The 25,075-nt window shown below is 60.3% G+C and carries 22 protein-coding genes; 8 read left to right on the top strand and 14 right to left on the bottom strand.

The annotated features are described in order from the left end of the window. Nucleotides 1-120: 120 nt before the first annotated feature. From pqqB to NL64_RS30335, 9 genes are all read right to left on the bottom strand, one after another. Complete coding sequence (pqqB, locus tag NL64_RS03850; protein WP_034146836.1) at nt 121-1,035, bottom strand: pyrroloquinoline quinone biosynthesis protein PqqB; 915 nt, start codon at nt 1,033-1,035, stop codon at nt 121-123. A 55-nt stretch (nt 1,036-1,090) separates the two neighbouring features. Next, nucleotides 1,091-1,162: a pyrroloquinoline quinone precursor peptide PqqA gene (pqqA, locus tag NL64_RS29315; protein ID WP_003253598.1), complete on the bottom strand. Its 72-nt coding sequence runs from the start codon at nt 1,160-1,162 to the stop codon at nt 1,091-1,093. A gap of 256 nt (nt 1,163-1,418) precedes the next feature. Further along, nucleotides 1,419-2,939: an acetaldehyde dehydrogenase ExaC gene (gene exaC, locus NL64_RS03845; RefSeq protein WP_034146835.1), complete on the bottom strand. Its 1,521-nt coding sequence runs from the start codon at nt 2,937-2,939 to the stop codon at nt 1,419-1,421. A gap of 185 nt (nt 2,940-3,124) precedes the next feature. Further along, nucleotides 3,125-4,900: a PQQ-dependent methanol/ethanol family dehydrogenase gene (locus NL64_RS03840; protein WP_034146834.1), complete on the bottom strand. Its 1,776-nt coding sequence runs from the start codon at nt 4,898-4,900 to the stop codon at nt 3,125-3,127. A 276-nt stretch (nt 4,901-5,176) separates the two neighbouring features. After that, a complete protein-coding gene (locus tag NL64_RS03835) occupies nt 5,177-6,115 on the bottom strand; it encodes a quinoprotein relay system zinc metallohydrolase 1 (RefSeq protein ID WP_034146833.1) in 939 nt (312 codons plus the stop codon). A 16-nt stretch (nt 6,116-6,131) separates the two neighbouring features. Next, entirely contained in the window at nt 6,132-6,899 is a 768-nt protein-coding gene (locus tag NL64_RS03830; protein ID WP_034146832.1) for a quinoprotein dehydrogenase-associated SoxYZ-like carrier, read from the bottom strand. A gap of 9 nt (nt 6,900-6,908) precedes the next feature. Continuing rightward, the gene (locus NL64_RS03825; protein ID WP_034146831.1) at nt 6,909-7,784 is read right to left on the bottom strand and encodes a substrate-binding periplasmic protein; all 876 of its coding nucleotides are present in this window, start codon (nt 7,782-7,784) and stop codon (nt 6,909-6,911) included. Between the two features lie 3 nt (nt 7,785-7,787). After that, entirely contained in the window at nt 7,788-8,249 is a 462-nt protein-coding gene (gene pedF / locus NL64_RS03820; RefSeq protein WP_034146830.1) for a cytochrome c-550 PedF, read from the bottom strand. A gap of 56 nt (nt 8,250-8,305) precedes the next feature. Next, the gene (locus NL64_RS30335; RefSeq protein ID WP_172668640.1) at nt 8,306-8,470 is read right to left on the bottom strand and encodes a hypothetical protein; all 165 of its coding nucleotides are present in this window, start codon (nt 8,468-8,470) and stop codon (nt 8,306-8,308) included. A 158-nt stretch (nt 8,471-8,628) separates the two neighbouring features. On the opposite strand from NL64_RS30335, the gene NL64_RS03815 reads away from it, so the two are divergent. The 6 genes from NL64_RS03815 (at nt 8,629) to NL64_RS03790 (ending at nt 13,722) form a co-directional block, all read left to right on the top strand. Beyond that, nucleotides 8,629-9,813, top strand: a complete 1,185-nt coding sequence (locus tag NL64_RS03815) for an ABC transporter substrate-binding protein (RefSeq protein ID WP_034146829.1) — start codon at nt 8,629-8,631, stop codon at nt 9,811-9,813. 28 nt (nt 9,814-9,841) lie between these two features. Beyond that, a complete protein-coding gene (locus NL64_RS03810; protein ID WP_034146828.1) occupies nt 9,842-10,801 on the top strand; it encodes a YVTN family beta-propeller repeat protein in 960 nt (319 codons plus the stop codon). Further along, entirely contained in the window at nt 10,798-11,529 is a 732-nt protein-coding gene (locus NL64_RS03805) for an ABC transporter ATP-binding protein (protein WP_034146827.1), read from the top strand. Before NL64_RS03810 ends, NL64_RS03805 begins: the two co-directional genes overlap by 4 nt. Beyond that, complete coding sequence (locus NL64_RS03800; RefSeq protein WP_034146826.1) at nt 11,526-12,317, top strand: ABC transporter permease; 792 nt, start codon at nt 11,526-11,528, stop codon at nt 12,315-12,317. The genes NL64_RS03805 and NL64_RS03800 overlap by 4 nt, the downstream gene beginning before the upstream one ends. Nucleotides 12,318-12,442: 125 nt before the next feature. Further along, entirely contained in the window at nt 12,443-13,000 is a 558-nt protein-coding gene (locus NL64_RS03795; RefSeq protein WP_034146825.1) for a PQQ-dependent catabolism-associated CXXCW motif protein, read from the top strand. 56 nt (nt 13,001-13,056) lie between these two features. Continuing rightward, nucleotides 13,057-13,722: a response regulator transcription factor gene (locus NL64_RS03790; protein WP_008056546.1), complete on the top strand. Its 666-nt coding sequence runs from the start codon at nt 13,057-13,059 to the stop codon at nt 13,720-13,722. A 216-nt stretch (nt 13,723-13,938) separates the two neighbouring features. On the opposite strand, the gene nahK is transcribed toward NL64_RS03790, so the two are convergent. From nahK to NL64_RS03775, 3 genes are all read right to left on the bottom strand, one after another. Continuing rightward, the gene (gene nahK / locus NL64_RS03785) at nt 13,939-16,533 is read right to left on the bottom strand and encodes a hybrid sensor histidine kinase/response regulator NahK/ErcS' (RefSeq protein WP_034146824.1); all 2,595 of its coding nucleotides are present in this window, start codon (nt 16,531-16,533) and stop codon (nt 13,939-13,941) included. Beyond that, the gene (gene nosP / locus NL64_RS03780; RefSeq protein ID WP_034146823.1) at nt 16,502-17,665 is read right to left on the bottom strand and encodes a nitric oxide-sensing protein NosP; all 1,164 of its coding nucleotides are present in this window, start codon (nt 17,663-17,665) and stop codon (nt 16,502-16,504) included. The genes nahK and nosP overlap by 32 nt, the downstream gene beginning before the upstream one ends. A 300-nt stretch (nt 17,666-17,965) precedes the next feature. Beyond that, nucleotides 17,966-19,150, bottom strand: coding sequence for a porin (locus NL64_RS03775; RefSeq protein WP_034146822.1), 1,185 nt, complete (start codon nt 19,148-19,150; stop codon nt 17,966-17,968). Between the two features lie 342 nt (nt 19,151-19,492). Here NL64_RS03775 and NL64_RS03770 point away from each other — a divergent pair, with 342 nt between their 5' ends. Continuing rightward, the gene (locus NL64_RS03770) at nt 19,493-20,623 is read left to right on the top strand and encodes a nitrilase-related carbon-nitrogen hydrolase (RefSeq protein ID WP_034146821.1); all 1,131 of its coding nucleotides are present in this window, start codon (nt 19,493-19,495) and stop codon (nt 20,621-20,623) included. A gap of 3 nt (nt 20,624-20,626) precedes the next feature. Beyond that, nucleotides 20,627-21,667, top strand: coding sequence for an AraC family transcriptional regulator (locus NL64_RS03765; protein WP_034146820.1), 1,041 nt, complete (start codon nt 20,627-20,629; stop codon nt 21,665-21,667). A 347-nt stretch (nt 21,668-22,014) separates the two neighbouring features. Here NL64_RS03765 and NL64_RS03760 read toward each other — a convergent pair whose 3' ends face one another. After that, on the bottom strand, nt 22,015-22,863 hold the full coding sequence (locus NL64_RS03760) for a DUF2242 domain-containing protein (protein WP_034146819.1): 849 nt from the start codon (nt 22,861-22,863) through the stop codon (nt 22,015-22,017). Nucleotides 22,864-23,145: 282 nt separating this feature from the next. Next, nucleotides 23,146-25,017, bottom strand: a complete 1,872-nt coding sequence (locus tag NL64_RS03755; protein WP_034146818.1) for a SurA N-terminal domain-containing protein — start codon at nt 25,015-25,017, stop codon at nt 23,146-23,148. Nucleotides 25,018-25,075: the final 58 nt, after the last annotated feature.

Genomic DNA, 25,075 nt, shown 5'->3' with positions numbered 1-25,075 from the left:
GGTCTCCATGGAATCTTCTGTGTCTGATCCGGCCACATCGCTGGCAAGCCAGCTCCCACAGGTTTTTGTGTACACCGCAGAACCCTGTGGGAGCTGGCTTGCCAGCGATGTGGCCAACGGCTACAACACAATGCTCATGCCGTCATAAGCCACTTCTATCCCCCGCCGCTCCAGCAGCGCCCGTTCGGCCGAGTCTTCATCGAGGATCGGATTGGTGTTGTTGATGTGGATCAGCACCTTGCGCTGGCGGGGGAAACCTTCCAGCACTTCCAGCATGCCGCCGGGCCCGCTTTGGGCCAGATGGCCCATCTCGCTGCCCAGGCTCTGCCCGACTTCGCAGAGACGCATCTCGTCGTCGCGCCACAAGGTGCCGTCCAGCAACAGACAATCGGCGCGTTGCATCCAGCCCAGCACTTCATCATCGATCTGGCCCAGCCCGGGTGCATAGAACAGCGAGGCGCCGGTGCGCTCGTCTTCAATGAACAAACCGATGGTGTCGCCCGGTTGCGGATGGCCGCGATTGGGCGAATACGGCGGTGCGTTGCTGACCAATGGAATCGCGCGAAAACGCAACTGCGGGCAGGCCTCGATCTGGAAGGGCTCGCGGTCCAGTTCGATTGGTTGCCACTGCAATCCGCCGTTCCAGTGACCGAGCATAGTGAACAAAGGGAAGCCGCTGCTGAGGTCCTCATGAACCCGCTCGGTGCACCACACGTCATGCGGGCAGCCTTCACGCAGGCTCAGCAAACCGGTGCAGTGATCGATCTGGCTGTCCAGCAACACCACGCCAGCAATGGCGGTGTCCCGCAAGCGTCGCGCCGGTTGCAGCGGCGCAAAACTGTCGAGTTGCGCGCGGATGTCCGGTGAAGCATTGCACAGCACCCAATCCACACCGTCGTCACTCAGGGCAATTGACGATTGGGTACGACGCTGGGCCCGCAGGCTGCCATTGCGCACACCAGCGCACTGGCGGCAATTGCAGTTCCACTGCGGGAAACCACCGCCAGCGGCGGAACCGAGAACGCGGATGTGCATGGGCAATGCTCCAGAAGGCAGGCCCGGCCAACGCGACGGCTGGCCGGGTGAACAATCAACGGTTGGCGAAATACATCGTCACTTCGAAGCCAATGCGCAGATCGGTAAACGCGGGTTTAGTCCACATGGGTCAATCCTCTTCTTGTGCCGGGCGATTCCGGTAGAGCCATTAATGCACGGGCCGCCGGGCACCCGAATGCTACTTTCGAAGGAGTTTGCGGGGTGCGTTGGTAGGGGGTGTTGCCCGATTTTCAGCAACACCATCAGACCTGTGGGAGCGGGCTTGCCCGCGATAGCGGTCGGACATTCAACATTAATGTTGAATGTGCTGGCCTCATCGCGGGCAAGCCCGCTCCCACAGGTTATGCGTCGTGTTTAAGGAATCAGAAGAAGCCCAGCGGATTGATGTCGTAGCTCACCAGCAGGTTTTTGGTCTGCTGGTAATGGTCGAGCATCATCTTGTGGTTCTCCCGGCCGACGCCAGACTTTTTGTAGCCACCGAACGCCGCATGCGCCGGGTACAGGTGGTAGCAGTTGGTCCATACGCGCCCGGCCTTGATCGCCCGGCCCATGCGGTAGGCGCGGTTGATATCGCGGGTCCAGAGGCCGGCCCCGAGGCCGAACTCGCTGTCGTTGGCGATGGCCAAGGCTTCGGCTTCGTCCTTGAACGTGGTGATGCCCACCACCGGCCCGAAGATTTCTTCCTGGAACACGCGCATTTTGTTGTGGCCCTTGAGCAGCGTCGGCTGGATGTAATAGCCGCTGGACAGGTCGCCTTCCAGACGCTCGGCCGCGCCGCCTGTGAGCAGTTCGGCGCCCTCCTCCTGGGCGATGGCCAGGTACGAGAGGATCTTGTCGTATTGCTGCTCGGACGCCTGGGCGCCGACCATGGTCTCGGTGTCCAGCGGGTTGCCGCGCTTGATCTTGACGATCTTCTTCATCACCTCGGCCATGAACGGCTCGTAGATTGATTCCTGCACCAGCGCCCGTGATGGACAGGTGCACACTTCGCCCTGGTTGAAGAACGCCAGCACCAGGCCTTCGGCGGCTTTTTCGATGAACTGCGGCTCAGCGTTCATGATGTCTTCGAAGAAGATGTTCGGCGACTTGCCGCCCAGTTCCACGGTGCTCGGAATGATGTTCTCAGCAGCGCAATGCATGATGTGCGCGCCGACCGGGGTCGAGCCGGTGAAGGCAATCTTGGCAATGCGTTTACTGGTGGCCAGGGCCTCGCCGGCTTCGCGACCGAACCCATGGACAATGTTCAACACGCCGGCAGGAAGCAAGTCGGCAATCAACTCAGCGAAGACCATGATTGACAGCGGCGTTTGTTCTGCCGGTTTGAGCACGATGCAGTTGCCGGCGGCCAGTGCTGGCGCGAGTTTCCAGGCGGCCATCAGCAGTGGGAAGTTCCACGGAATGATCTGCCCGACCACGCCCAATGGTTCGTGGAAGTGATAAGCGGTGGTCAGCTCGTTGATCTCGGCAGCGCCGCCTTCCTGCGCGCGGATGCAGCCGGCGAAGTAGCGGAAGTGATCGGCCGCCAGCGGCACGTCGGCGTTGAGGGTTTCGCGCACGGCTTTGCCGTTGTCCCAGGTTTCGGTGACGGCGAGGATTTCCAGGTTTTGCTCGATGCGATCGGCGATTTTCAACAACACCCGCGAGCGGTCCTGAGCCGAGGTCTTGCCCCAGGCATCGGCGGCGGCATGGGCAGCGTCCAGGGCCTTGTCGATATCGGCGGCGCTGGAACGCGGGAATTCGGCAATCACTTCACCGTTGACCGGCGAGGTGTTGGTGAAATACTCGCCATTGACCGGCGCGACGAATTCGCCGCCGATGAAGTTGCCGTAGCGTGGTTTGAAAGTCACGACGGCGCCGGGTGTTCCGGGTTGGGCATAGATCATGGTGGGCCTCTGTCTGGGTCGATGCCTGTCGAGCCGACAAGCGATGAACCGATACTAGAGAGCCCCGTGCGCCAGACGAATGCATCGTTGGCAGGAGGGACTCTCGTTATTTGGTCGTAGGTTTCACACGATTCACTGTGGGAGCAGGCTTGCCCGCTCCCACAGGGTTTGAGTTGGCCAAAGAATCAGTGCTTGGCAACGAGGTCTTTCGGCAGCTTGAACGTCCAGAGCATGCCGCCCTGGTTAAAGTCCTTCACGCGCTTGGCCACTTCGCCGCCCCACAGCGGTACGGCGCCACCCCAGCCGGAGAGCACCGAGACGTACTGCTCGCCGTCCATTTCCCAGGTCACAGGCGAACCGAGTACGCCGGAACCGGTCTGGAATTCCCAGACCTTCTCGCCGGTCTTGGCATTGAACGCCTGCAGGAAACCTTCCGGCGTGCCGGTGAACACCAGGTTGCCCTTGGTGGTCAGCACACCGCCCCACAGCGGCGCGAAGTTCTTGTGGCGCCAGACTTCCTTGCCGGTTTTCGGATCGATCGCCCGCAGCACGCCGATGTAGTCTTCGTTCAATGGTTTGATGGTGAATCCGGCGCCGAGGAACGCCGCGCCTTTCTTGTAGGCGATGCCTTCGTTCCAGATGTCCATGCCCCATTCGTTGGACGGTACATAGAACAACCCGGTATCGCGGTTGTAGGCCATCGGCATCCAGTTTTTCGCGCCGAGGAAGGCCGGCGCTACGAACACCGAACTGCCTTTGGCTTCGCTGCCCGGTGCGCCAGGACGGCTGGCTTCGTTGTAGATGGGTCGACCTTCTTTATCCAGTCCGGTGGCCCAAGTGATCTTGTCCACGAACGGAAAGCCACGGATGAATTTGCCGTTGGTGCGGTCCAGCACGTAGAAGAATCCATTACGGTCAGCGGTGGCCGCCGCTTTGATTTCCTTGCCGCCCTCGGTGTAGTTGAACGACACCAGTTCGTTCACGCCGTCGTAGTCCCAACCGTCGTGGGGCGTGCTCTGGAAATGCCATTTGATGGTGCCGTCGTCCGGGTTGAGCGCCAGGCGCGACGACGAGTAGAGGTTGTCACCAGGCCGCAGGTGCGAGTTCCATGGCGCCGGGTTACCCGTGCCGAACAACAGCAGATTGGTTTCCGGGTCGTAATAGCCGCCCAGCCATGGCGCGGCGCCGCCGGTTTTCCACAGATCGCCTGGCCAGGTCTTGCCTGCCTCGCCGCCGGAGATACCGTTTTCCACGGCTTTGCCGTCCTTGTAGACGTAACCCATGTGGCCCTCGACCGTTGGCCGGGTCCACAGCAGATCGCCGTTTTTCGGGTCGTAGGCTTCGATCTTGCCGACCACGCCGAATTCACCACCGGCCACGCCGGTAATCAGTTTGCCGTTGATCACCAGCGGCGCGGCGCTGATCGAGTAGCCTTCCTTGTGATCGGCGACTTTCTTGCTCCAGACCACCTTGCCGGTGTCCTTGTTCAGCGCCACGAGCTTGGCGTCGAGGGTGCCGAAAATCACCAGGTCGCCGTATAGCGCGACACCCCGATTGATCACGTCGCAGCACGGACGAATGTCATCCGGCAGGCGCGCATCGTACTGCCAGAGTTTCTTGCCGGTGCGCGCATCCACGGCGAACACCCGCGAGTAGGAACCGGTCATGTACATCACACCGTCCTTGACCATCGGCTGCGCCTGCTGACCGCGCTGCTTTTCCCCGCCGAAAGAAAATGCCCACGCCGGCCGCAGCTCCTTGACGTTGTCGACATTGAGAATGTCCAGCGGGCTGTAGCGCTGCCCCTGAACACCCAGGCCGTTGGTGACGACCTGCTCCGGGTTCTTCGGATCCTGGAGAATGTCCTGGTCGGAAACCCCGGCCAATGCCTGACCGGACAACAGCATGGCACTGAGCAACAGGCTCAAGACGAAGGACTGGCGACGTGCGGGTTGAGTCATGACGGCTTCCTCTGCAGTTTTTTGTTATGTCCGGAAAATTTTCCCGGTCTGGTGCAGATTCTTGGGCGCCGCCGCCGCGACAACAATTGCCCGCAATGTGGAGTTTTCTAGTTCCTTGGTACAGGGTCGGAGGGGATGGACAGCGGATTTTCATGATTGAACACAGGCCACTGTGGGAGCGGGCTTGCCCGCGACGGCGGCTTCACCTTCAACACATTCGTCGCCTGACAGTTCGCTATCGCGGGCAAGCCCGCTCCCACAGGAGATGTGTGGTGATCATTTGTCTGCCGCAGAATCGACTCGGCTCATCTGCGCCCGCTCGTACCGCGGATACAAATGACTGACGCTGCGGATCAACTCGTAGCGGCTGAGATTGATCCCGGCAAACCTTTCAGGAATCGGACTGCGGATCATCTCGCTCATGTCACTGCCGTTCGCAGCACCGTCGCGCAGCAATCGATCGAGCCAGCCCAGGTAATCGCGCATTTGCACGAAAGGTTGCGGGTCGCTGGCGATCGGGCCGTGGCCGGGCACGATCAGTTTCCAGGGCAGCCCCTGCAGGGTCGCAATATCGGCCAGCCACACCGCCAGCCCCGGACTGTTGGGCGTGGTCAGTGCCCGCTGATAAAACACCAGGTCCCCGGCGAATAGCACGCCGGTTCGCTGGTCGAGAATAGCCAGATCCGCACCCGTATGCCCACCCAGGCTCAGCAAGCGCAAATCATGATTCCCAAAACTTTTCACACCGGGCGCCAGCGTCTGCGTGGGCAGCACCACTTCAGTGCCACGCATCCAGTCGCCCACCAACCGATACATGTTCTCGGCCATGGCATCGCCCTGTTTTTGCAGGAGCTCCGTGGTACCGGCCAAGGCGCCAATCGGCACGTCCGCAAAGGCCTGATTGCCCAGCACATGGTCGGGGTGATGATGGGTCAGCAAGACCTCAATCACCGGTTTGTCGGTGGTGGCCTTTATAGCCCGGCGCATGGCTTCGCCATAACGCCTGGACGGTCCGCTATCGATCACCACCACGCCACGCTCGGTCACGATGAACCCCGTGTTGACGATGTTGCCACCGTTGTCTTTGGCGAAATTATCGGTGCTGCCTTCCAGCAACCAGGTGTCTTCGGCGATTTGCCTGGGCTTGAGCGAATATTCGAGATCAGCCATGGCTGGCAGGGTCAGGCCGACGAGCAACAGCAGCATCCAGCGCATGACAGGCTCCTTGAATTCAGGGGATCGACGCATCGAATTGATTGCCGCTGTTATCGCGCAACAACAGGCGCGTTGGCCCTGCCTCTTGGACATCAAAGGCCAGGTTGGGGTTTTCGCTGACGGCGGGGAACAGTTCGAGACGGGCGAGCAACTGATCGTGCTGATCGCGCAGCTCGGCATGGTTGAGGAAAAATTCCGGGATGCCACTGACCATGCCGTTGTCCATCGGATGTGCCACCTGCAAGCGCAGTCGACTGAATTGATCGCGCGGATAACGTCCACCCAACACTTCGCCGATGTGTTCTTCCCAACCCGGTTGGGTGCGCACGACGCTGGGCGCGGTGCAGCCGCCACCGGCAGCGTCGATCAGGGTCGAACCGACATGCCACACGCCGTCACGGGTCAGCACCGCCGCGCGCAAGGGCGTGGCTTGTTCGACACGGATGCGAATCGACAGCCACGGCAACACACCGGCCAGCGGTTCAAAATCAACGATTTTCGGCAAGGGGTTGAGCTCCGCCCAGGCGAGGATTTTCACCACATCGCCCTTGAAGGCACGGGCGTCGATTTCCAGCGGCACTTGCCGGGCATCTTCGGCGAACGGCGGCGCCAGCAGCTTGACCCGCTCATCGAACACGAACGGCGCATCGCCAAGCATTTGTTTGTGATAGAAGGCCCACATCACCGATGGCACCGGGTCCTTTCCCGGGTCGACATCCACCGCCTGTGCGACCGGGTTCCAGATCAACCAAGCGGCCAACAGACAACTCCTTCGCCAGATCATCACCTGCTCCTATTGGTACATTTCGGGCACGTCGTAACGCAGGCCGTAATGGCCATAGATGGTTTTCACCGCGCCCTCGCGGATCAACCCCTCCAACGCCTCTTCCACGGCATAGGCCAGTTGCCGATTGCTTTCGTGCACGGCCATGCCGATCTCCCAGAGCTGCTTGCCCATGTTCGGGTAGGCGTTTTCGGCGAGGGCCAATTGCGGGTCGGCCGCTTCGTGCACTTGCCAGTCGATCTCGCCGCGCATGGCCATGACGGCGTCGACTTCGCCAGCCTTCATCGCGGCAAACGCCTGCGACACGCCCGGATAGTGGCGGGTCTTGCCGGCGAGCATGCCGTTGAACACCGAGGTCAGGTAGAACGACGGAACGCTGTCGACTTCGACGCCGATCGGGTGTTGCTCGAACACCGCAACGCTGGCGACTTTGTCCAGTCTTCGACGGTCGTAGGCGACCTGCCATTGTTCGTTCTGGTACGGGCCGAACATCACCACGTGGCCGTTTTCCATCTCGCCGAATTCGTTGCGCTTCTGTGCGTAATCGCGGTCGTAAGGCACGCGCATCATCAGGTCGGCCAGTTGCTGATTGTGCAGCGGGCTCGCACGCCAGATGTAATCACGCAGGTCATCGTCGAGTTTTTCCCCGGCGGGCGCCCACATCAGTGTCAGCTGCACGCCCAGCGCCTTGGCCAGCGCCTGGGCCAGCTCGACATCGACCCCGCGGGGTTGACCGGCGTCTTCAAAGCTGTAGGGGGCGAAGTCCTTGTAGACCGCCACTTTCAGTTCCCCGGCGGCGATCATTTCATCGTAGTTGCGAACCTGCGCCTGCACCGACTGGCAGCACAGCCACACAGCGCTGATCAACACCGCGAGCAGGCGCATGGGTCACTCCTCGACGTGGACGCTGTCCAGATAACTGCGCACCGCCCACAGGGCTTCCTGACTCAGGTAGTCGGCCATCTTCGGCATGTACACCCGGCCGTCACGCACCGCGCCATGGCGTACCCGTTCGACGAACCATTCATCGCCCGCCTCGCCGACATCGAGCATGCGCAAGTCCGGGGCGATGCCGCCGGACTTGGCTTCAAGGCCATGGCAGGCTGCGCAGTTCTGGTTGTAGGCCGAAGCACCGATTTCCACCGCTTTATCGTGTTCCGGCGCAGTACGATAAGGATTTACCGCCGCCCAGCCATCGGCATCGACCGGTACGCCGGCATCCTTGATCGGGGTCAGGCCCTGGGTGGCGACGGCCTGCGGCACCACGTTGCCATGGGCCCAAACGGAACCTGCACTGATAAAGCCGGCCAGCAGTCCGGCGACGAGCAAGGCGTTGCGTTTTGTTGTCATTGTTATGCCCTCAGGATTGCACGCAAGACCTCTTGGCAGAGGCTATGGCGACCATCTTAGAAAGCCCGGTGCGCAGGCCCCATGCTGCTTTGGTGGCCGCCGTCTAATCCCTTGGTAGTAAGGCGTTCGTTGGACACGGGACGCTGGCCGTGTAGCCGGTCGACGCCGATCAGGGTCAGGATCAGCAGGAACGGCAGAAGCAGTGCTTTGACGATACGCATGGTCAATCCCCTCAAAGATCTGTAGCCATCGTTGCCCATGCTAGAACCGCGCCGCCCGGGGCGAGCTACTACCTTGGTACTGGCCTTTCGGTACTTTCTGCATATTTTCACTGCATCACAGGCTTCCTATGCTGGCGCTAACGGTCATGGAGAGCCCTATGCGCCAACTTGCCCCTTACGCCTTGATCTACCTGCTGGCGATTGCCTGCGCTGCCGGGCTGGTCAACCAGAGCCAGGCTGCGGATGCGCCATTGCAGGTGCGAATCGGCTATCTGGGCTATCGCCCGGACCCAGGCCCGCTGCTGTCGAACGTTATTCCCGAACCCACCGACGCCGGGCTGCGCGGTGCTGAATTGGCGATCACCGACAGCAACAGCACCGGGCGCTTCCTCAATCACAATTACAACCTGGTGAGTGCCAGCGTCGACACCGCGGATGCCTTGGTCGAGGCCGCCAAGGCTCAGCACGAGCAAGGACTTCGGCTGTTTGTGATCAACGCACCGGCAGAAACTCTGCGTCGGCTCAGCGCGGTACTCCCCGACAGCCTTTTATTCAACGCCGGCAGCCCCGATGACAGCCTGCGCACCACCGACTGCCTGCCAAACGTGCTGCACAGTCTGCCGAGCCGGGCGATGCTCGCCGACGCGCTGGCGCAATTTCTGGTGGTGCGTAAATGGCAACGGGCGCTATTGATCGTTGGCCCCACCGCAGACGATCAAGCCTATGCCGCGGCCCTGCGCCGCGCGGCCAAGCGCTTCGGTCTGCATCTGGCGGCAGAGAAACCCTGGAGCTTCGATAACGATCAACGCCGCAGCGCTCAGGCGGACATGCCGCTATTCACCCAGACCGCCGAATACGACGTGGTGCTGGTGGCGGATGAGCGCGGCGATTTCGGTGAGTACGTGCCTTACCAGACCTGGTACCCGCGTCCGGTCGCCGGCACTCAGGGCCTGACCCCGGTGGGCTGGCACAAGACCGTGGAAACCTACGGCGCCGCACAATTACAGAAGCGCTTCGAAGCCCTGACCGGGCGCTGGATGAACGACCGCGACTTCGCCGCGTGGATTGCCGTGCGCAGCATCGCCAGCGCCGTGAGCAAATTGCGGCAGACCGAGCCGATGGCGATCCGTGACCTGGAAATCAGCGATCAGTTGCCGCTGGACGGTTTCAAGGGCCGCAAACTCAGCTATCGCCCGTGGAACGGCCAACTGCGCCAACCGATTCCGATCGTGCAGCCAAGGGCGCTGGTCAGCACCTCACCGCAGGACGGCTTCCTGCACCCCTTCAACGAGATGGACAGCCTGGGTTACGACAAACCCGAGGTCAGCTGCCGCTTTCCCTGAAGACAACAACTACAACAAGGAAACTGCCATGCGCCGCACCCTGATTTCTTGCGCCCTGCTGCTCGCCGCCGGACACGCCGCAGCCAGCACCGCCTGGATCTCCAATGAAAAGGACAACAGCCTGAGCCTGATCGACATGCAGACCCTGCAAGTCACCGACACCCTCCCCGTCGGCCAGCGCCCCCGTGGCCTGCTGCTATCCCATGACAACAAGTTGCTGTACATCTGCGCCAGCGACTCGGACCGGGTCCAGGTGATGGACGTCGCCACCCGCAAGATCATCAAGGAACTGCCCTCGGGCAAGGACCCCGAGCAATTTGCCCTGCACCCCAACAATCGCTGGTTGTACGTCTCCAACGAAGACGATGCACTAGTCACGGTGATCGACACCGAGACCTCCAAGGTCCTCGGTCAGATCAGCGTCGGCGTCGAGCCTGAAGGCATGGCCGTCAGCCCCGACGGCAAGTGGGCGGTGAACACCAGCGAAACCACCAACATGCTGCACTGGATCGACACCAGCACTCAGACCCTGGCCGACAGTACGCTGGTGGATCAGCGGCCGCGCTTCGTCGAGTTCTCCCCGGATGGAGCGCAGCTCTGGGCCTCAGCGGAAATCGGCGGCACGGTGACCATCCTCGACGTCGCCAACCGCAAGATCCTCAAGACTCTGAACTTCCAGATCAAGGGCGTGCACCCAGACAAAGTCCAACCCGTGGGTGTCAAGCTCAGCGCCGACGGCAAGTATGGCTTTGTCGCGCTCGGCCCGGCCAATCATGTGGCGGTGATCGATGCCAAAACCTTCGAGATTCTCGACTATCTGTTGGTCGGTCGACGGGTGTGGCAGATGGCATTTACCCCGGATCAAAAGCAGTTGCTGGCCACCAACGGCGTCAGCGGTGACGTCTCGGTGATCGATGTCGACAGCCTCAAGGTCAGCAAATCGGTGAAGGTCGGGCGCTATCCGTGGGGCGTGGTGGTGACCCCATGAACGCCCTGGAGGTCAGCGACCTGAGTTTCGCCTACGGCCCTCGGCAGGCCTTGCGCCAAGTCAACTTCAGCCTGGAACCGGGACGTTTCGCGGCGCTGCTGGGCCCCAATGGCGCCGGTAAATCAACCCTGATCGCGCTGCTGACCCGGCTCTATGATTTGCAACACGGCGATATCCGGGTCGGCGGCTGTTCATTGCGCAGCGCGCCGCGCCCGGCGCTCAAACAACTGGGTGTGGTGTTCCAGCAAAGCACCCTGGACCTGGACCTCAGCGTCGAACAAAACCTGCGTTACCACGCCGCGCTGCATGGTTTGTCGCGTCGCCAGACTGGCCTCCGGGTTGATGCCGAACTGGCCCGTCAGACCCTGACCGAACGGCGTCGCGAACGGGTGCGCGAGCTCAACGGTGGCCACCGCCGCCGGGTGGAAATCGCCCGCGCCCTGCTGCATGAACCGCGCTTGTTATTGCTCGACGAGGCCAGTGCCGGCCTTGATCCGGCCAGTCGCCTTGCGCTCAACCAGCACATTCGCAAGCTGTGCCACGAACAGCACATCAGCGTGCTCTGGACCACTCACCTGCTCGACGAAATACAGGCCAGCGACGACCTGTTGATCCTTCATCAGGGCCGCTTGGTGGCCAGCGGACAGGCCGATGCATTGAGTCTGGAACACGGCGGCGACCTGGGCTCGGCCTTCTCTCGCCTGACCACATCAGGAGTCGGCCGATGAACGCTTACTGGCAATGTTTCAGCGGCATCGTCCTGCGCGAATGGCTGCGTTTTGTGCTGCAACGCACGCGGTTTCTCAGCGCCCTGGTGCGGCCGCTGTTGTGGCTGTTGGTGTTCGCCGCGGGTTTTCGCGCCGCATTGGGCATCGCCATCATCGAGCCCTACGACACCTACATTCCGTACGAGGTCTACATCATTCCGGGGCTGGCCTGCATGATCCTGCTGTTCAACGGCATGCAGGGATCACTGTCGATGGTCTACGACCGCGAGATGGGCAGCATGCGCGTGCTACTCACCAGCCCCCTGCCCCGAACCTTTTTACTGTGCAGCAAGCTGTTGGCCACCTCGCTGATTTCGCTGTTGCAGGTGTATGCCTTCCTGGCGATTGCCTGGATCTACGGCGTTCAGCCGCCAGCCATGGGTTTGCTGATTGCCTTGCCGGCGCTGTTGCTGGTGGCGTTGATGCTCAGTGCACTGGGCCTGTTGCTGTCGAACGCGATTCGCCAGTTGGAGAACTTCGCCGGGGTGATGAACTTCGTGATTTTCCCGCTGTTTTTCCTGTCATCGGCGCTCTATCCGCTGTGGAAAATGCGCGAGGCCAGCGAGTGGCTGTACTGGTTGTGCGCAGTGAACCCGTTCTCCCATGCGGTCGAGCTGGTGCGCTTTGCCTTGTATGAGCGGTTCAATCCACTGGCACTGGCGGTGTGCGTGGGCCTGACCCTGCTGTTCGCTTTGCTCGCCGTACTCACCTTCAACCCCCAACATGCCGCCCTGCGCAAATCCAGCTGACACCCCCCCTGTAGGAGCCGACTTGCTGGCTCCTACTTTAGTACTGGTTTTACCTGTCTATCGTCGCATTCCCAACGCAGCGCGACTGGCATGTAATGGGTTCATAACTATAAGGATCGAACCCCATGCCGCGTGCCCGACGTCACCTGTTGCGTCCCACTCTCGCTGCGCTATCGCTAAGCCTGTGGCTGGGCGGTGCACACGCACAAACCCCGCTGTTTTCCCCTGATGGCTATCGCATCGACCTGTACCGCAGCCCGACGCCCGAGCAACTGCAAGGCGCGACCATCGTTGACACACCAGCCCTGCAAGCGCTGCTTGAGCAGACACCGCGCCCGGTGTTGATCGACGTCTATCGTCGCCAATGGCTGCAAGGCCGATTCATTGAAGATCAGCCCCACGAAAACCTGCCCGGCAGCCATTGGCTGGCGAACAGCGGCGACGGTGAGCTGACGGCGCAATGGCAGGCGTATTTCGCCGACAACCTGAAAAAACTGACCGCCGGCAACCCGACGCAACCGCTGGTCTTTTACTGCCGGTCCGACTGCTGGTTGAGCTGGAACGCGGTCAAGCGCGCGGCCACGCTGGGCTATAAAACACTGTATTGGTACCGCGATGGCCTCGACGCCTGGCAAGCAGCCAACCTGCCGGTCACGCAGGCTTCGCCCGAACCCTTTCCCTGAGCTTTACGCGTGCGTGTTGTTGCCACACCATAATCAAAATAACGAGGTGAAAGGCTATGTACAAAATTCTGATTGCCGACGATCACCCGCTGTTTCGCGAAGCCATACACAACGTCATCAGCGATGGCTTTGCCGGTAGCGAAGTGATGGAAACCGCCGACCTGGACAGCGCCCTGGCACTGACCCAGGAACACGATGATCTGGACCTGATCCTGCTCGACTTGAACATGCCAGGCATGCATGGGCTCAATGGCCTGATCAACCTGCGCAACGAAGCGCCGACCATTCCGGTGGTGATTGTCTCTGCCGAGCAGGACAAGCAAATCGTCCTGCAAGCCATCACCTACGGCGCGGTGGGCTTCATCACCAAGTCTTCGCCACGCGCCCAAATGACCGAGGCGATCCAGCAGATTCTCAATGGCAATGTCTACCTGCCGCCGGACATTATCCGTACGGCGAAAAGCAGCACGCACCGGCGGATGAACGATGCCCCGAGCTTCCCGCCGGAACTGCTCCAGGCCCTGACCCGCAAACAATTGCAGGTCCTGGAGCGCATGACCAAGGGTGAATCGAACAAACAAATCGCCTACACCCTGGAAATCGCCGAGACCACAGTCAAGGCCCACGTCTCGGCGATCCTGCGCAAGCTCAATGTGCACAACCGGGTACAGGCCATCCTGAGTGCCGGGGATATCGATTTCGGGTCATATTTGCGGCGTTGAAACAGGCAGACCGCGTCGCTCCCATCGCTGGCAAGCCAGCTCCCACAGGGATTTGTGAACAGCACATCCATTGTCGGGCGAGCCAGCTCCTACAGGGTTTTGTGAACATCACATCCATTGTCGGGCGAGCCAGCTCCTACAGGGTTTTGTGGACATCACACATCCACTGTAGGAGCTGGCTTGCCAGCGATGAGGCCAGCACCGACACCCGAGAAATCAAGGCCTGGCGAGCAAATGACTCATCGCCGCCTTCAGCTTCATCGGCCGCACCGGTTTGTGCATCAGGGTATGGCCCAGTTCGCGGATCTGCTGTTTGAGCTCGTTGCTGTAGTTGGCGGTGATCATCATGGCCGGAATCGCGCAAGCACGGCGGGCATTGATCCGCGCGACGGCATCGACGCCGTTCTGATCGTTGTCCAGGTGATAGTCGGCAATCAACAAATCGACGCCGGCATGGAAGTTGTCCACTTGCCGCGCCAAGTCGTCCTCCGACAGCGCCGTCACCACGCGGCAGCCCCAGCCTTCCAGCAACGTGCGCATCCCGGCACAAATGGTCGCATCGTTATCCAGCACCCAGACCCTCGCGCCGCGCAGCCGTTCGAGCATCGGTTCACTCAGCAGCAGGTTCGGCAATGGTTTGGGGGCGGTGGCGCTGATCGGCACCTCCACCGAAAACATCGAGCCCCTGCCCGGCCACGAACGCACGTGAATGCGGTGCCCGAGGATGCCGGCAATTTTCTCGACAATCGCCAGGCCCAGGCCTAGCCCACGATCCTGATCCGGACGTTGCACGTCGCCACGTTTGAACTCCTGAAAAATTTCTTCAAGACGATTTTCTGCAATGCCCATTCCGCTGTCCCAAACCTCTATCGACAGGCTTTGCTGATGACGCCGACACCCCAGCACCACGCGGCCGCTGTAGGTGTAGCGAATGGCGTTGCTCAACAGATTGCGCAGGATGCGCGCCAGCAACTGGATGTCGCTGCGTACCAGTGCCGAACACGCAATGAAATGCAATTCCAGGCCTTCGCTGCGCGCCACCTGGGTGTATTCGACCGCAAGATTTTCCAGCAGCTCGCTCAAGGCGAACGGCGCTACATCGGCCTTGATCACACCGGCATCGAGCTTGGAAATATCCACCAGCGTGCCCAACAGACTTTCCACGTCCTCCAGTGAATTGCTGACATTGCGCACCAGATTTTCGTTGGCAATCGGCTCGCGCCGTTCCAACAAGGCACTGGTGAACAACCGGGCGGCGTTCAGGGGTTGCAGCAGGTCGTGACTGACCGCAGCGAGAAACTTGGTCTTCGACAGGTTGGCCTGTTCCGCTTCCAGCTTGGCCTCACGCAAGCGCGACTCGACCTGGCGACGCTCGTCGATTTCGCGCAGCAACTGGTCGTTGAGGTCAGTCAATTCGGCGGTGCGTTCGCGGACCCGCCGTTCGAGATTTTGATAAGCCTGGTGCAGCGCTTCGGCGGTACGCCGGCGCTCGGTGATGTCGCGGATCAACACGAAGATCCCCACCACTTCGCCATTGGCCAGACGGTTGGGTACGTAGGAACGCAGCATGTAGCGCTCCTGATTGTTGACGTTGGTCTCGGCGAATTCGAAGGTCACGCTCTCCCCGGCCAGCGCTCTGGCCACGTACGACTCCAGCCGCTGGTAATGCTGCTCGCTGTGCACTTCGCGCAGGCTCTGGCCAAGCATCACGCCGCGCGGCCAGCAGTACCATTCTTCGTAGACTTTGTTGGTGAACTCGTAGACCAGATCCGCATTGAGGTAAGCGATCAACGCCGGCACATGGTCGGTGATCAGACGAATCCAGCGCTCGCTCTCACTCAGGGCTTGTGCGTGCTGGTAGCGTTCAGTGATATCGGTGAAGGTGTTGACGAACCCCCCTGCCGGCAACGGGTGGGTACGGATTTCCAAAACCCGGCCATCGTGCAGACGCTGTTCGCATTCTTGCAGCGGACGCCCGTTCGGGCTGCGACTGGCCGGGGTCAGCAAGGTCAACTCGCTGTCGGCGATCACTTCGGAAAATGGACGATGGGCCGCCACAGGTGCCAGGCCACTGAGCTCCAGGAAGCGTCGGTTCCACAGTTCAAGAACGCCCTCAGCGTTGACCATCGCCACCCCTTGGGACAAGTTGTCGACCGCCCGTTGCAGCAAGTACGACTTCTGCGCCACCGCCTGCTCACGGCGTATGGTTTCGCTGAGTTTAAGGTCGGTGATGTCGGTAAAAAGAATCACTCGCCCACCCTCCTGGGTCGGCCGTTCGCTGACCTGAAGCCAACGTCCGTCCTGCAAGCGATACAGCAGGTTTTCGTCGGCGTGCCCGCGAGACTCCTCGGTAAACAGCCCGTTGCTCATCATCAAGCGCTTGACCTCGGACAAGCGCATGCCAGCGTTGATCCGCACCCGGCTGTTTATCCAGAACGCCTTGAAGCGGCTGTTGAACAAAACAATGCGTTGCTCGACATCGAACAGCACAAAGGCATCGGAAATACTCTCGATGGCATCGATCAGGTGTTGATGGGCGGTTTCGGCGCGCAGGCGTGCTTCGCTCAGCAAATGGTTGCCCGCCTTGAGTTCAGCCATGGCCTGGTTCAAGGCATCCGTGCGCTCACGCACCTGCTCGGCCAGCACCACTGAATGCTGGAAGGCGGCGTACGGATCGTTGCCGCGGGTGATGCCGGACTCGATGCGTTCGATCAGCGCCGCGTTGATGCGTTGCAACTTCTGATTATCGTGCTGCAGGACGGCAATTTGCGCCCGCAGTTCAGCGCTGTCCAAGGGAACGGCCACGGGCAATGGCAACGCCGGTGAAGGTCTGGTTGATGTGCATGCCATTGAACTGTTCTCCGTAGGTGTTGAACCCCATCACCCGCTGTTCGCGCAAAAAACTGCCGATCTGTTCCAGGCTGCCGGCGTCTTCCAGCTCCAGTCGCCTGAGGAAACAGTCACAACCAATGGTCAGCAACAGATCGCCGAGCCGTTCCTGCAAGCCGTCGAAAAGGCTTTGCAGATTCGGCAGGATCGGGCCCGGGGTCATGGCGGTGAGGACAATGCCGTTCTCCACGGCGCAGTAGAAACTCAGGCTCAGGTCCGGATGAACCTGCTGAATGGCGCGCACGTAATAGTGCTCGTTGATCCGCACCGCCAGGGGGTGCGCGGCGAAAATCCGATGGTCGAGTTCGGAGACTGGCACGCCAATGTGCCGGGCGTACTCGGCGGCGGCCGGTTCGGCGTTGAGTTCGTAGACTCGCCGCGAGGCGCTGTCGGCGCCGGTGACCACCAGTTTCTCCGCTCGCGGCAGAATGTGGTGGGTGGTAAACACTTCAAAGTCCAGCCAGGTATTGACCAGCACTACCACCGCCGCGCCGCTGTGAAACCCGCCGTCGAAGTAAACATGGGTGTGGGTCAGGTAGTTGTCGTCACCGGCCGAGCCGCCGAAATGCGGAATATCGCCCAGCGCCGCACTCAAGGCGGCGAGGACCATTTCTTCGCGGCTGGACAGACCATCGAGCAACGTCAGGGCAAAGCTGTTGCCCTTGATCGGTGCCAGGGTGTTGCTGCGACAGCCGTTGACCAGGCGCTCGACCATTTGCTGTGCGTCGATCAGGCTGAAGTGCTCCATTTCGTCGATCAATTCGAGGGCGATGGAAAAGTACCGATGGTCAAACCCCACCGCCGTCACGCAATTGCGCCCATAACCCTGCGCAGTGATTTCCCCGGCACTGGTGCAGCCCGCCAGGCGTATGCCGCCGAAACCTTGCTGCAAGGCGCCACCCAGCGCCTGCAAGTCGTATTCAGCGGAACAGAAAAACAGCACGAAGCCGAGATGCGGATGCAGTAACTGACACGCCAGTTCCTGCGCCACCTGCTGCGGATCGGTGGCCTGGGACATCGCGCTGACGATCCCTTCGTTCTGGACCTGCTGCATCGTCGCCCCCCGCAAGCGTGTGTATGAGGCACGAGTGTACGAAGCCTGTGGTCCGGGACGTATGCTACTTGGGTATCGGTCAGGGGCTTCGATGGGATGAGAGTGTTTGAGCGGGCTGGGAGCTGGAAACCGGCCGCCAGGCGCAGGCAAGCCCACGCTTTTGTGGCGAGGGAGCTTGCTCCCGCTGGCGTGCGCAGCAGGCCCAAAACCGGTCGATGCGCGACCAACAGCGGGACCGCTACGCGCTCCAGCGGGAGCAAACTCCCTCGCCACTGGGAATGGGTCAGCCGATCAGCCTTACTACCAGGTCAACACCGCCCCCACCGCGAAGGTATCGGTGTCTTCGTTCTGCGCACTGCTGTCATGCCCATTGATTTCAAACTGGTTGTACTCGGCCACCAGCTTGAGGTTGTCATTCACATCATGAAACAGCGCGATGCCGCGGGTCTCGTAGTCAGCGCCACTGCCGACCACACCGTTGCCATCGTCATTGGTCTTGCCATAGGACAGAGCCAGGCGGTTCTTGCCCAACTTGTAGGAGCCCTGCAACAGGTAGCCGTCACTGTCGACGTTGCGCAGGGTCGGTTCGCCGGCGTTGTTGGTGAAAAACGGATTGATCCCCCTGGCCTGGAAGCCGGAGCCGGTCAGGGACAAGCCGCCCATCTTCGCCTGCACGCCATAACCGACGCCTTTGGAAGTGACGGTGTCGACGGTGGAATCGGTGTTGTCCGAGGTCTGGTAGCTGCCGTTGACCCAGCTGTAGATCTTCGCCCCGGCGAGGTCGAACTGATAGGTGATCTCGCTCTCGGTGCGCGGGTTTTCCTGGTAGGCCTTGCCGGTCGGGCTGCTGTCGTTGGTGTCCACCGGATCCATGATTCCCACCGCCACACGCAAACCGTCCATCACTGGCGTGCGGTAGGTGATCTGCGAGGTCGGGAACGGGTACGGATAACCGGTGCCGATGTTGCCGAACGACACCCCGCCGCCATCCACCAGCCCCAGGGTATCGCTGACCTGACCGTAACCGGCAAGCATCTCATCGAGCAGGATATTGGAACGGGCGAACAGGCCGAAGTCCTTGCCGATCAGCACTTCTCCCCATTCCGGGTTGGCCACGGTGCCGAAGAACTGGCGCACATCGATGGCGGTGTCGGTGCCATTGGTTTCACTGTCGTTGATGGTGACCCAGAACGAGGCGCGGGCACCGAGTTTCAGATCATCGACCTGCTTGCCCATGTTGAAGCCGAGATAGTTGGGCAGAAAACCCATTTTCACCCTTGATTGACGGCGGTCGTATTGGTCGCCGGCCCGGTCGACATCGCTGTTCACATAGAAGGCGTTGATGTAGCCGTCGGTGGAGAACGTGGTCTGGTCCTTGTCGTACAGCATGATATCGGCCTCGGCCATGGAGCTCATGCCGAAGGAAGACAGACTGGCGATCAAGGCCGGTAAAAAACGATGCGTGAAATTCTTATTGTTGTGCATGGCGCGCTCCGCGACGGGGGACTGGATGTCGGAGGCGATTATCGAAAGCTCAAAGGCGGCGCCATACGCTGCCTTGGGGGTGGTTTTGAGGTGCTTTGGATTGGCCGCAAGCGCGCAACAATTGCGACGTAAGACCGCCTGTCGGCAAGGCTCACAACTTAGGATGTAGGCCTGTAGACCCTACGGGCAACAGCACAATTCGGCTTATGTTGTCGCTGGCTGGCCGTCAAATGACCGTAACTGACAACTTATTGATCCAAATGCGCAGCGGCCCTTGGCAAGCGTCGGCATGGGCCATACCCTAGTCGTCGAATCCAGCACACGGCCGTTGACTGTTTCCCCATGCGCAAACTTTTGTACCTGACGTTCTCCATGGCGCTGATCGCCGCCCTGACGACCTATGCCATGTGGGCCGCGGATCGCCCGATGGGCCATTACCTCTCGGACTTGCGGATCAGTCTCGCCGTTGATCAGGGCACACCCGCCAATCGCGGCAACCTGCTTGGTATCCAGCCCGAATTGTTTCCTACCGACTACCAAAGCCCCGAACGCCTGCACCGCAAGCTCGCGGCCTATCTACAGAAGGCCCGGGAACAGGGTTTGTTGAATGAGAAAACCATCGTGGTTCTGCCGGAACATGTTGGCACCTGGCTGATGGTCAGCGGCGAGAAGGATGAGTTGTATCAAGCCGCCACCCTCAAGGAAGCCATGAACTGGCTGGCTGTAAGCAACCCTTTGAAATTCGTTCGCGCGCTGATCAGCGCCGAGGGCGGCAACCGTCTGGACGACGCCCACCTGCGCATGAAAGCCAAAGCCATGGCCAGGGATTACCAGGCATTGTTTGGCGGCCTGGCAAAGGAATTCCACGTCACGCTGGTGGCAGGCTCCATCGTGTTACCGGAGCCCAGTGTCATCGACGGCACTCTGAAAATCGGTCGAGGCGCGCTGTACAACAGTAGCGTGGTGTTCAACCGCCACGGCCAGCCGATCGGACAGCCCCAGCGCCAGATGTATCCGGTCTTTGCTGAACAAAATGCGATCAGGGCCAACGGCGAGCATTCGCTCAATGTGGTCGATACACCGGCGGGACGCCTGGGCGTGTTGATCGGGCGCGACAGTTGGTATCCGGAAAACTATCGCAAGCTCGATGACCAGAATGTGCAACTGGTAGCGGTTCCGGCGTTTGTGGCGGGTCGCGGCAGCTGGGAACAACCGTGGCGCGGTTACCGAGGCTCGTCGACACCGGTTTCCGTCAACATCAAATCCGGTGAGCTCAGCGAAGGCCAGGCCTGGCATCGCCTGACCCTCACGACCCTGACGCCGGCCAGTCAAGCCACCGCCGGCATGAGCGTGTTCCTGCGCGGGCAATTCTGGGATCAGGGCAGCGCCGGTCAAAGCTTTCTCAACAGTAACGGTCAGCAGTTCGCCGACGGCAATGCCCGTGGTGCGCGCCTGTTGAACCTGTGGTTGTAAACAATGAAAGCCCTTGCGGTACGTCTTGGCGATCTGTCAGTGGGCTTTGTTCATAGTCTGGCCGACGCCGTACGCAGTCACGGTGTGGATCCGCAACCGCTGCTGGACCAATACGGCCTCGATGCGGCCCGTCTCGGCGAAGCGGGTGCACGACTCTCGATCCCGCGTTACATGCGCCTGGGTCACAGCGCGATTCAAGTGACCGGGAACCCGGCGCTCGGCTTGCGCATGGGGCTGTTCAGCCGCTTGAGTCAGGCCGGCCTCGCCGGGGTCACCGCCGCCCAGGCGCCGACCGTGCGCGAAGCCGCACGCTGCCTGATTCGTTTTGAAGCCTTGTATGGCTCCAACTATCGCGGGCAGTCGAGCTTTCACGAAGACGCTCAGGGCGCCTGGCTGCGCTTTTACTCCATCAGCCCTTACAACACCTATAACCGCTTCGTGGTCGACTCGATCATCGCCGGATGGTTGCAGCAACTGTCCAGTGTCAGCCCCGCTCCGCTGCGCGCCGAACGCATCGAAATCGAGTTCGAAGCACCCGATTACCGCGCAGACTATGAAACATTGGGCGACTGCCCGATTCAGTTTGGCTGCGAACACAACCAGCTGCGCCTGAGCCTGTCCAGCCTCGCTCAACGAAATCCCGAGCACTGCCCGAGTACCTGGCGCCATTTGCTGCAGCTGTGTGAACGGGAACTGGAACAACTGACACGCACCCGAAGCCTGCGTGAACGCATCACTCAGTTGCTGGGGCCATTGCTCAATGGTGGCCGGGAACCCGACCTGGAAGAAGTGGCGTCACGCCTGAAGCTGCCAACCTGGACCTTGCGGCGCAAACTCGCCGAGGAAGGCACGCAATTTCGCGCGATTCTCAACGACACACGACGCGACCTGGCCATGACCTACATTCGCGATACCGAACTGGCATTCGGTGAAATCGCCTACCTGCTGGGCTTTGCCTCAGCCGAAGCCTTCCAACGCGCCTTCAAACGCTGGAATGGCCAGACACCTGGCGAGTTTCGCCGTAGTCATCGCCAATCCGCCTGAAGCTTATAGCTCGGTAGCGTCTTCGGCCGGTTCCAGCGGGTCCAGTTCAAACGCCTGATATTCCAGCAGCTCTTCTTGATAATCGTCCATCGTCGAATCCCCCACCGCTCACTGAAAAATGTCTGAATGATTGACCAACGCCTCGAGCATAAAGTGCCCGTGTGAAAGAACCATGACGCGGACACGACATTACGTCGCTACTGAATAAAACGTAGCAGGCGGTAAGGAATTTATCACAGGAATTTTTCGATGCAGACCGCAGGGAAGCGGTCTGGGTTGACGCGGATCAATCTTTGCCGCTGCGGGATCGGTGCGGACTCACGCAATCCCGTCGCTACAACTAACCGTCATTGGCCGGTGACAGGCATCGATTGAATCGGCTCGCTTGGCGGAGCCAAATTGTCTGGATTGGACGGCGGCGTAATCGTTTCCGCAGACGACGCGGGCTCGGAGTTTTCCGCTGGCGTAATCGGTGCAACGTCTGGCGGCGGTGCAACGGGCTCGGAGGCGGCTGGAGTGGCCTCTGCGGGTGCCGGTTCCGGTGTCGCGGCAGGCGCTGGCTCTGCTGCAGGTGGCGGGGTTGCGACCAACGGCGCCGGTGCTGGTTTGGTTTCCGGCACGCCCAGATCGGTTTTCGGCTTTTCGGTGATGTGCGCAGCCTTCTTCGCTTCCGGGGGCAAAAACAGTTCGACCAGGGCGAAGAAACGCTCGTAGAACTTGGCCGACGAGACGGTTTCGCTGGCGACCTTGACCATCGAGTCGTCAGACGAGCCGATCGGCATCGATACCGAACCCAAAACACCGACGCCAAGGCTGGCGGAGTTATTGGTCTTCTTCAGCGCGTAGCGGTCCTGCAAGGCGTTGGCAAACATGGTTGCATGGTGCCCTTCGCTGCCGTCATCGGCACAGACCACACTGAAGCTGATCTCCATGTGGGTCTCGCCAGTCTGCTGGAAGCTCTTGTGGCCACTGACCAGTTTCGGATCGCTGCTGGTGATGATGTAACCCTGGCTGAGCAACGCTCGACGGGCGGCCTCACAGGATTGTGCATCAGTCACCGGGTAATTGCGGGAAAACGTACCGGAGTCATCGAAGTTCTCATGCTCATAGATAGCGGCTTTCTTCGACGAGCACCCGGCCGCGGTGACAAGCACCAGCGCCAGCCCGGCGACACGCATGGGAAATGATTTAAACATTGAACATCCTGAGGAAAACGGTCCGGGGCGTATTGTGCAACAGATCGATGCTTAGCGGAGCAACGATTGTGTCTTAAAACAGTTACAGGTGTGTGGATCCCAAATATGCAGGAAAATTCGCGTCCTCCTTTTACACAAGCAAAAGATCGCAGCCTTCGGCAACTCCTACATGGAATGCGTTCCCCTGTAGGAGCTGCCGAAGGCTGCGATCTTTTGATTTCGCAATAAAAAACCCCGACCAACGGGCCGGGGTTTTTGTGTAGCGCAAAACTCAGTCTGCCATCAGAAACGCTTGATGTCGGCCTGGCTTTCCAGCTGCTTGCGGTAAGCCGCAAAGTCTTGCTGACCGATACGCGACGCGAGGAAGCGACGGTATTGAGCCTTCTCTTCTTCAGTCGGCGCTGCAGCTTCATTCACGCCGTTCAAGCGCACGATCATCAGGCTGCCATCAGGCAACGTCACGCTGCTGAAAGTCGGCTTGTCCTTGCCCGCAGGCTTGGGCATGCGGAACAGCGCTTGCAGCACGGTTGGGTCAACCCCTTCCTGAGCGCGAGTCGCGGCTTCGATGACTTTCCAGTTCTGACCGTCGATTGGCTTGTCCAGCGGCGTCTTGCCGTCGCGCAGGCTGGCGATCAACTCCTCAGCCTTGGTTTTGGCAGCCGCACTGGCGTGCTCCTTGGCCAATTGCTCGCGAATGGCAACGTTCACGCTTTCCAGAGGCAGTTGCGCAGGCTTGAGGTGCTCCTTGGCGCGCACTACGACCACGGTTTCCGGATCGAGCTCGATGGCGGTGCTGTTGGCACCTTCATCCAGGACTTCCGGACTGAACGCTGCGGTGACCACGGCACGGTTGGCTGCAACGCCTTCGCCACCTTCACGACCAAACGGCCTGGAGGTGTGAACAGTGAGCTTCAGGTCTTGCGCCGGCTGGGCCAGGTCGGAAGCTTCGAACGAGGCGTCTTCCAGTTGCTTGGTTGCTTCGACAAAACGCTGCTCGACCTGCTGGGTCTTCAGTTCGCGGGTCAGCTTGTCTTTCAGGCTGGCGAATGTCGGCACTTCAGGCGCTTCCACACCCAAGAGCTTGATCAAGTGGAAACCGTAGTCGGTGCGAACCGGTTCGGAAACCTGATCCTTGGCCAATGAATACAGCGCTTTTTCGAAGGCTGGATCGTAGACGCCAGGACCTGCGAAACCGAGATCACCGCCGTTGTTCGCCGAACCCGGATCCTGGGAGAATTCCTTGGCCAGCGCCTCGAACTTCTCGCCTTTGGCCAGACGTGCCTGGACCTCGTCGATCTTGGCCTTGGCTTGCGCTTCGGTGGTCTTGTCGTTTACTTCGATCAGAATGTGCGCAGCCCGACGTTGTTCGGACAGGTTGGCGGTTTCTTTCTGATACGCCGCTTGCAAGTCTTCGTCCTTGACGCTGACCTGATCAAAGAAGGAAGCCTTCTTCAACTCCAGGTAATCGATGACCACCTGATCCGGCGTCATGAATTCCTTGGCGTGTTCGTCGTAATAGGCTTTGACTTCATCGTCGGTCAGTTTCACCGCCGCCGGGTCAGCCTTGATGTTCAGGGATGCGAAATCGCGGGTCTGTTTTTCCAGACGGGCGAAGGCCAGAACCTGTGCATCGGTGACGAAACCGCTACCCGCCAGACCGGCGCGCAGCTGGCCGATCAGCATTTCCTGAGCCAGCATCTGGCGGAATTGCATACGGCTGTAACCGAGTTGGCGAATGACCTGGTCGAAACGCTCGGGACTGAACTTGCCATCCACCTGGAATTCAGGCGTTTGCAGGATCACCTGATCCAGAGCCGCTTCGGAGAAAGCGAATTTCGAGTTTTCTGCGCCTTGCAGCAGCAGTTTGCGGTCGATCAGGCCTTTGAGGGCCGATTCGCGCAGCATTTTCTCGTCGAGCAAGGAAGCGTCGAAATCCTTGCCCAGCTGTTGCATGAGTTGACGGCGTTGCATATCGACCGCCTGGCTCAGCTCGTTCTGGCTGATGTCGTCGCCGTTGACCTTTGCCGCCTCATTCTTGTGCGTCGTGGCCTGAAAAATGGCGTCGAAACCAGTCAAAGCCATCAGTGCAACGATGACTCCGATAATGGTCTTGGCAATCCAGCCTTGTGAATTGTCCCTGATGTTCTGCAGCATGCGTCCCCCATAAACGGTTGAACTTCGAAATTAGGCAACCGTGGAGCGTGGGTAGAAT

It is taken from the genome of Pseudomonas fluorescens (assembly GCF_000802965.1).
GTDB classification, from domain to species: Bacteria; Pseudomonadota; Gammaproteobacteria; order Pseudomonadales; family Pseudomonadaceae; genus Aquipseudomonas; species Aquipseudomonas fluorescens_A.
This window is presented reverse-complemented; position numbering and strand designations above follow the sequence as displayed.

Excerpts from the sequence above, each read along its gene's own strand:
- NL64_RS03835 (WP_034146833.1), bottom strand. The coding sequence starts at position 6,115 with ATGCGCTGGATGCTGCTGTTGCTCGTCGGCCTGACCCTGCCAGCCATG.
- NL64_RS03840 (WP_034146834.1), bottom strand. The coding sequence starts at position 4,900 with ATGACTCAACCCGCACGTCGCCAGTCCTTCGTCTTGAGCCTGTTGCTC.
- NL64_RS03795 (WP_034146825.1), top strand. The coding sequence starts at position 12,443 with ATGCCGCGTGCCCGACGTCACCTGTTGCGTCCCACTCTCGCTGCGCTA.
- nosP (WP_034146823.1), bottom strand. The coding sequence starts at position 17,665 with ATGCAGCAGGTCCAGAACGAAGGGATCGTCAGCGCGATGTCCCAGGCC.
- NL64_RS30335 (WP_172668640.1), bottom strand. The coding sequence starts at position 8,470 with ATGCGTATCGTCAAAGCACTGCTTCTGCCGTTCCTGCTGATCCTGACC.
- NL64_RS03760 (WP_034146819.1), bottom strand. The coding sequence starts at position 22,863 with ATGTTTAAATCATTTCCCATGCGTGTCGCCGGGCTGGCGCTGGTGCTT.
- NL64_RS03770 (WP_034146821.1), top strand. The coding sequence starts at position 19,493 with ATGCGCAAACTTTTGTACCTGACGTTCTCCATGGCGCTGATCGCCGCC.
- NL64_RS03790 (WP_008056546.1), top strand. The coding sequence starts at position 13,057 with ATGTACAAAATTCTGATTGCCGACGATCACCCGCTGTTTCGCGAAGCC.
- pedF (WP_034146830.1), bottom strand. The coding sequence starts at position 8,249 with ATGACAACAAAACGCAACGCCTTGCTCGTCGCCGGACTGCTGGCCGGC.
- exaC (WP_034146835.1), bottom strand. The coding sequence starts at position 2,939 with ATGATCTATGCCCAACCCGGAACACCCGGCGCCGTCGTGACTTTCAAA.
- NL64_RS03805 (WP_034146827.1), top strand. The coding sequence starts at position 10,798 with ATGAACGCCCTGGAGGTCAGCGACCTGAGTTTCGCCTACGGCCCTCGG.
- NL64_RS03810 (WP_034146828.1), top strand. The coding sequence starts at position 9,842 with ATGCGCCGCACCCTGATTTCTTGCGCCCTGCTGCTCGCCGCCGGACAC.
- NL64_RS03830 (WP_034146832.1), bottom strand. The coding sequence starts at position 6,899 with ATGATCTGGCGAAGGAGTTGTCTGTTGGCCGCTTGGTTGATCTGGAAC.
- NL64_RS03800 (WP_034146826.1), top strand. The coding sequence starts at position 11,526 with ATGAACGCTTACTGGCAATGTTTCAGCGGCATCGTCCTGCGCGAATGG.
- NL64_RS03775 (WP_034146822.1), bottom strand. The coding sequence starts at position 19,150 with ATGCACAACAATAAGAATTTCACGCATCGTTTTTTACCGGCCTTGATC.
- pqqB (WP_034146836.1), bottom strand. The coding sequence starts at position 1,035 with ATGCACATCCGCGTTCTCGGTTCCGCCGCTGGCGGTGGTTTCCCGCAG.
- NL64_RS03815 (WP_034146829.1), top strand. The coding sequence starts at position 8,629 with ATGCGCCAACTTGCCCCTTACGCCTTGATCTACCTGCTGGCGATTGCC.
- NL64_RS03755 (WP_034146818.1), bottom strand. The coding sequence starts at position 25,017 with ATGCTGCAGAACATCAGGGACAATTCACAAGGCTGGATTGCCAAGACC.
- NL64_RS03825 (WP_034146831.1), bottom strand. The coding sequence starts at position 7,784 with ATGCGCCTGCTCGCGGTGTTGATCAGCGCTGTGTGGCTGTGCTGCCAG.
- NL64_RS03765 (WP_034146820.1), top strand. The coding sequence starts at position 20,627 with ATGAAAGCCCTTGCGGTACGTCTTGGCGATCTGTCAGTGGGCTTTGTT.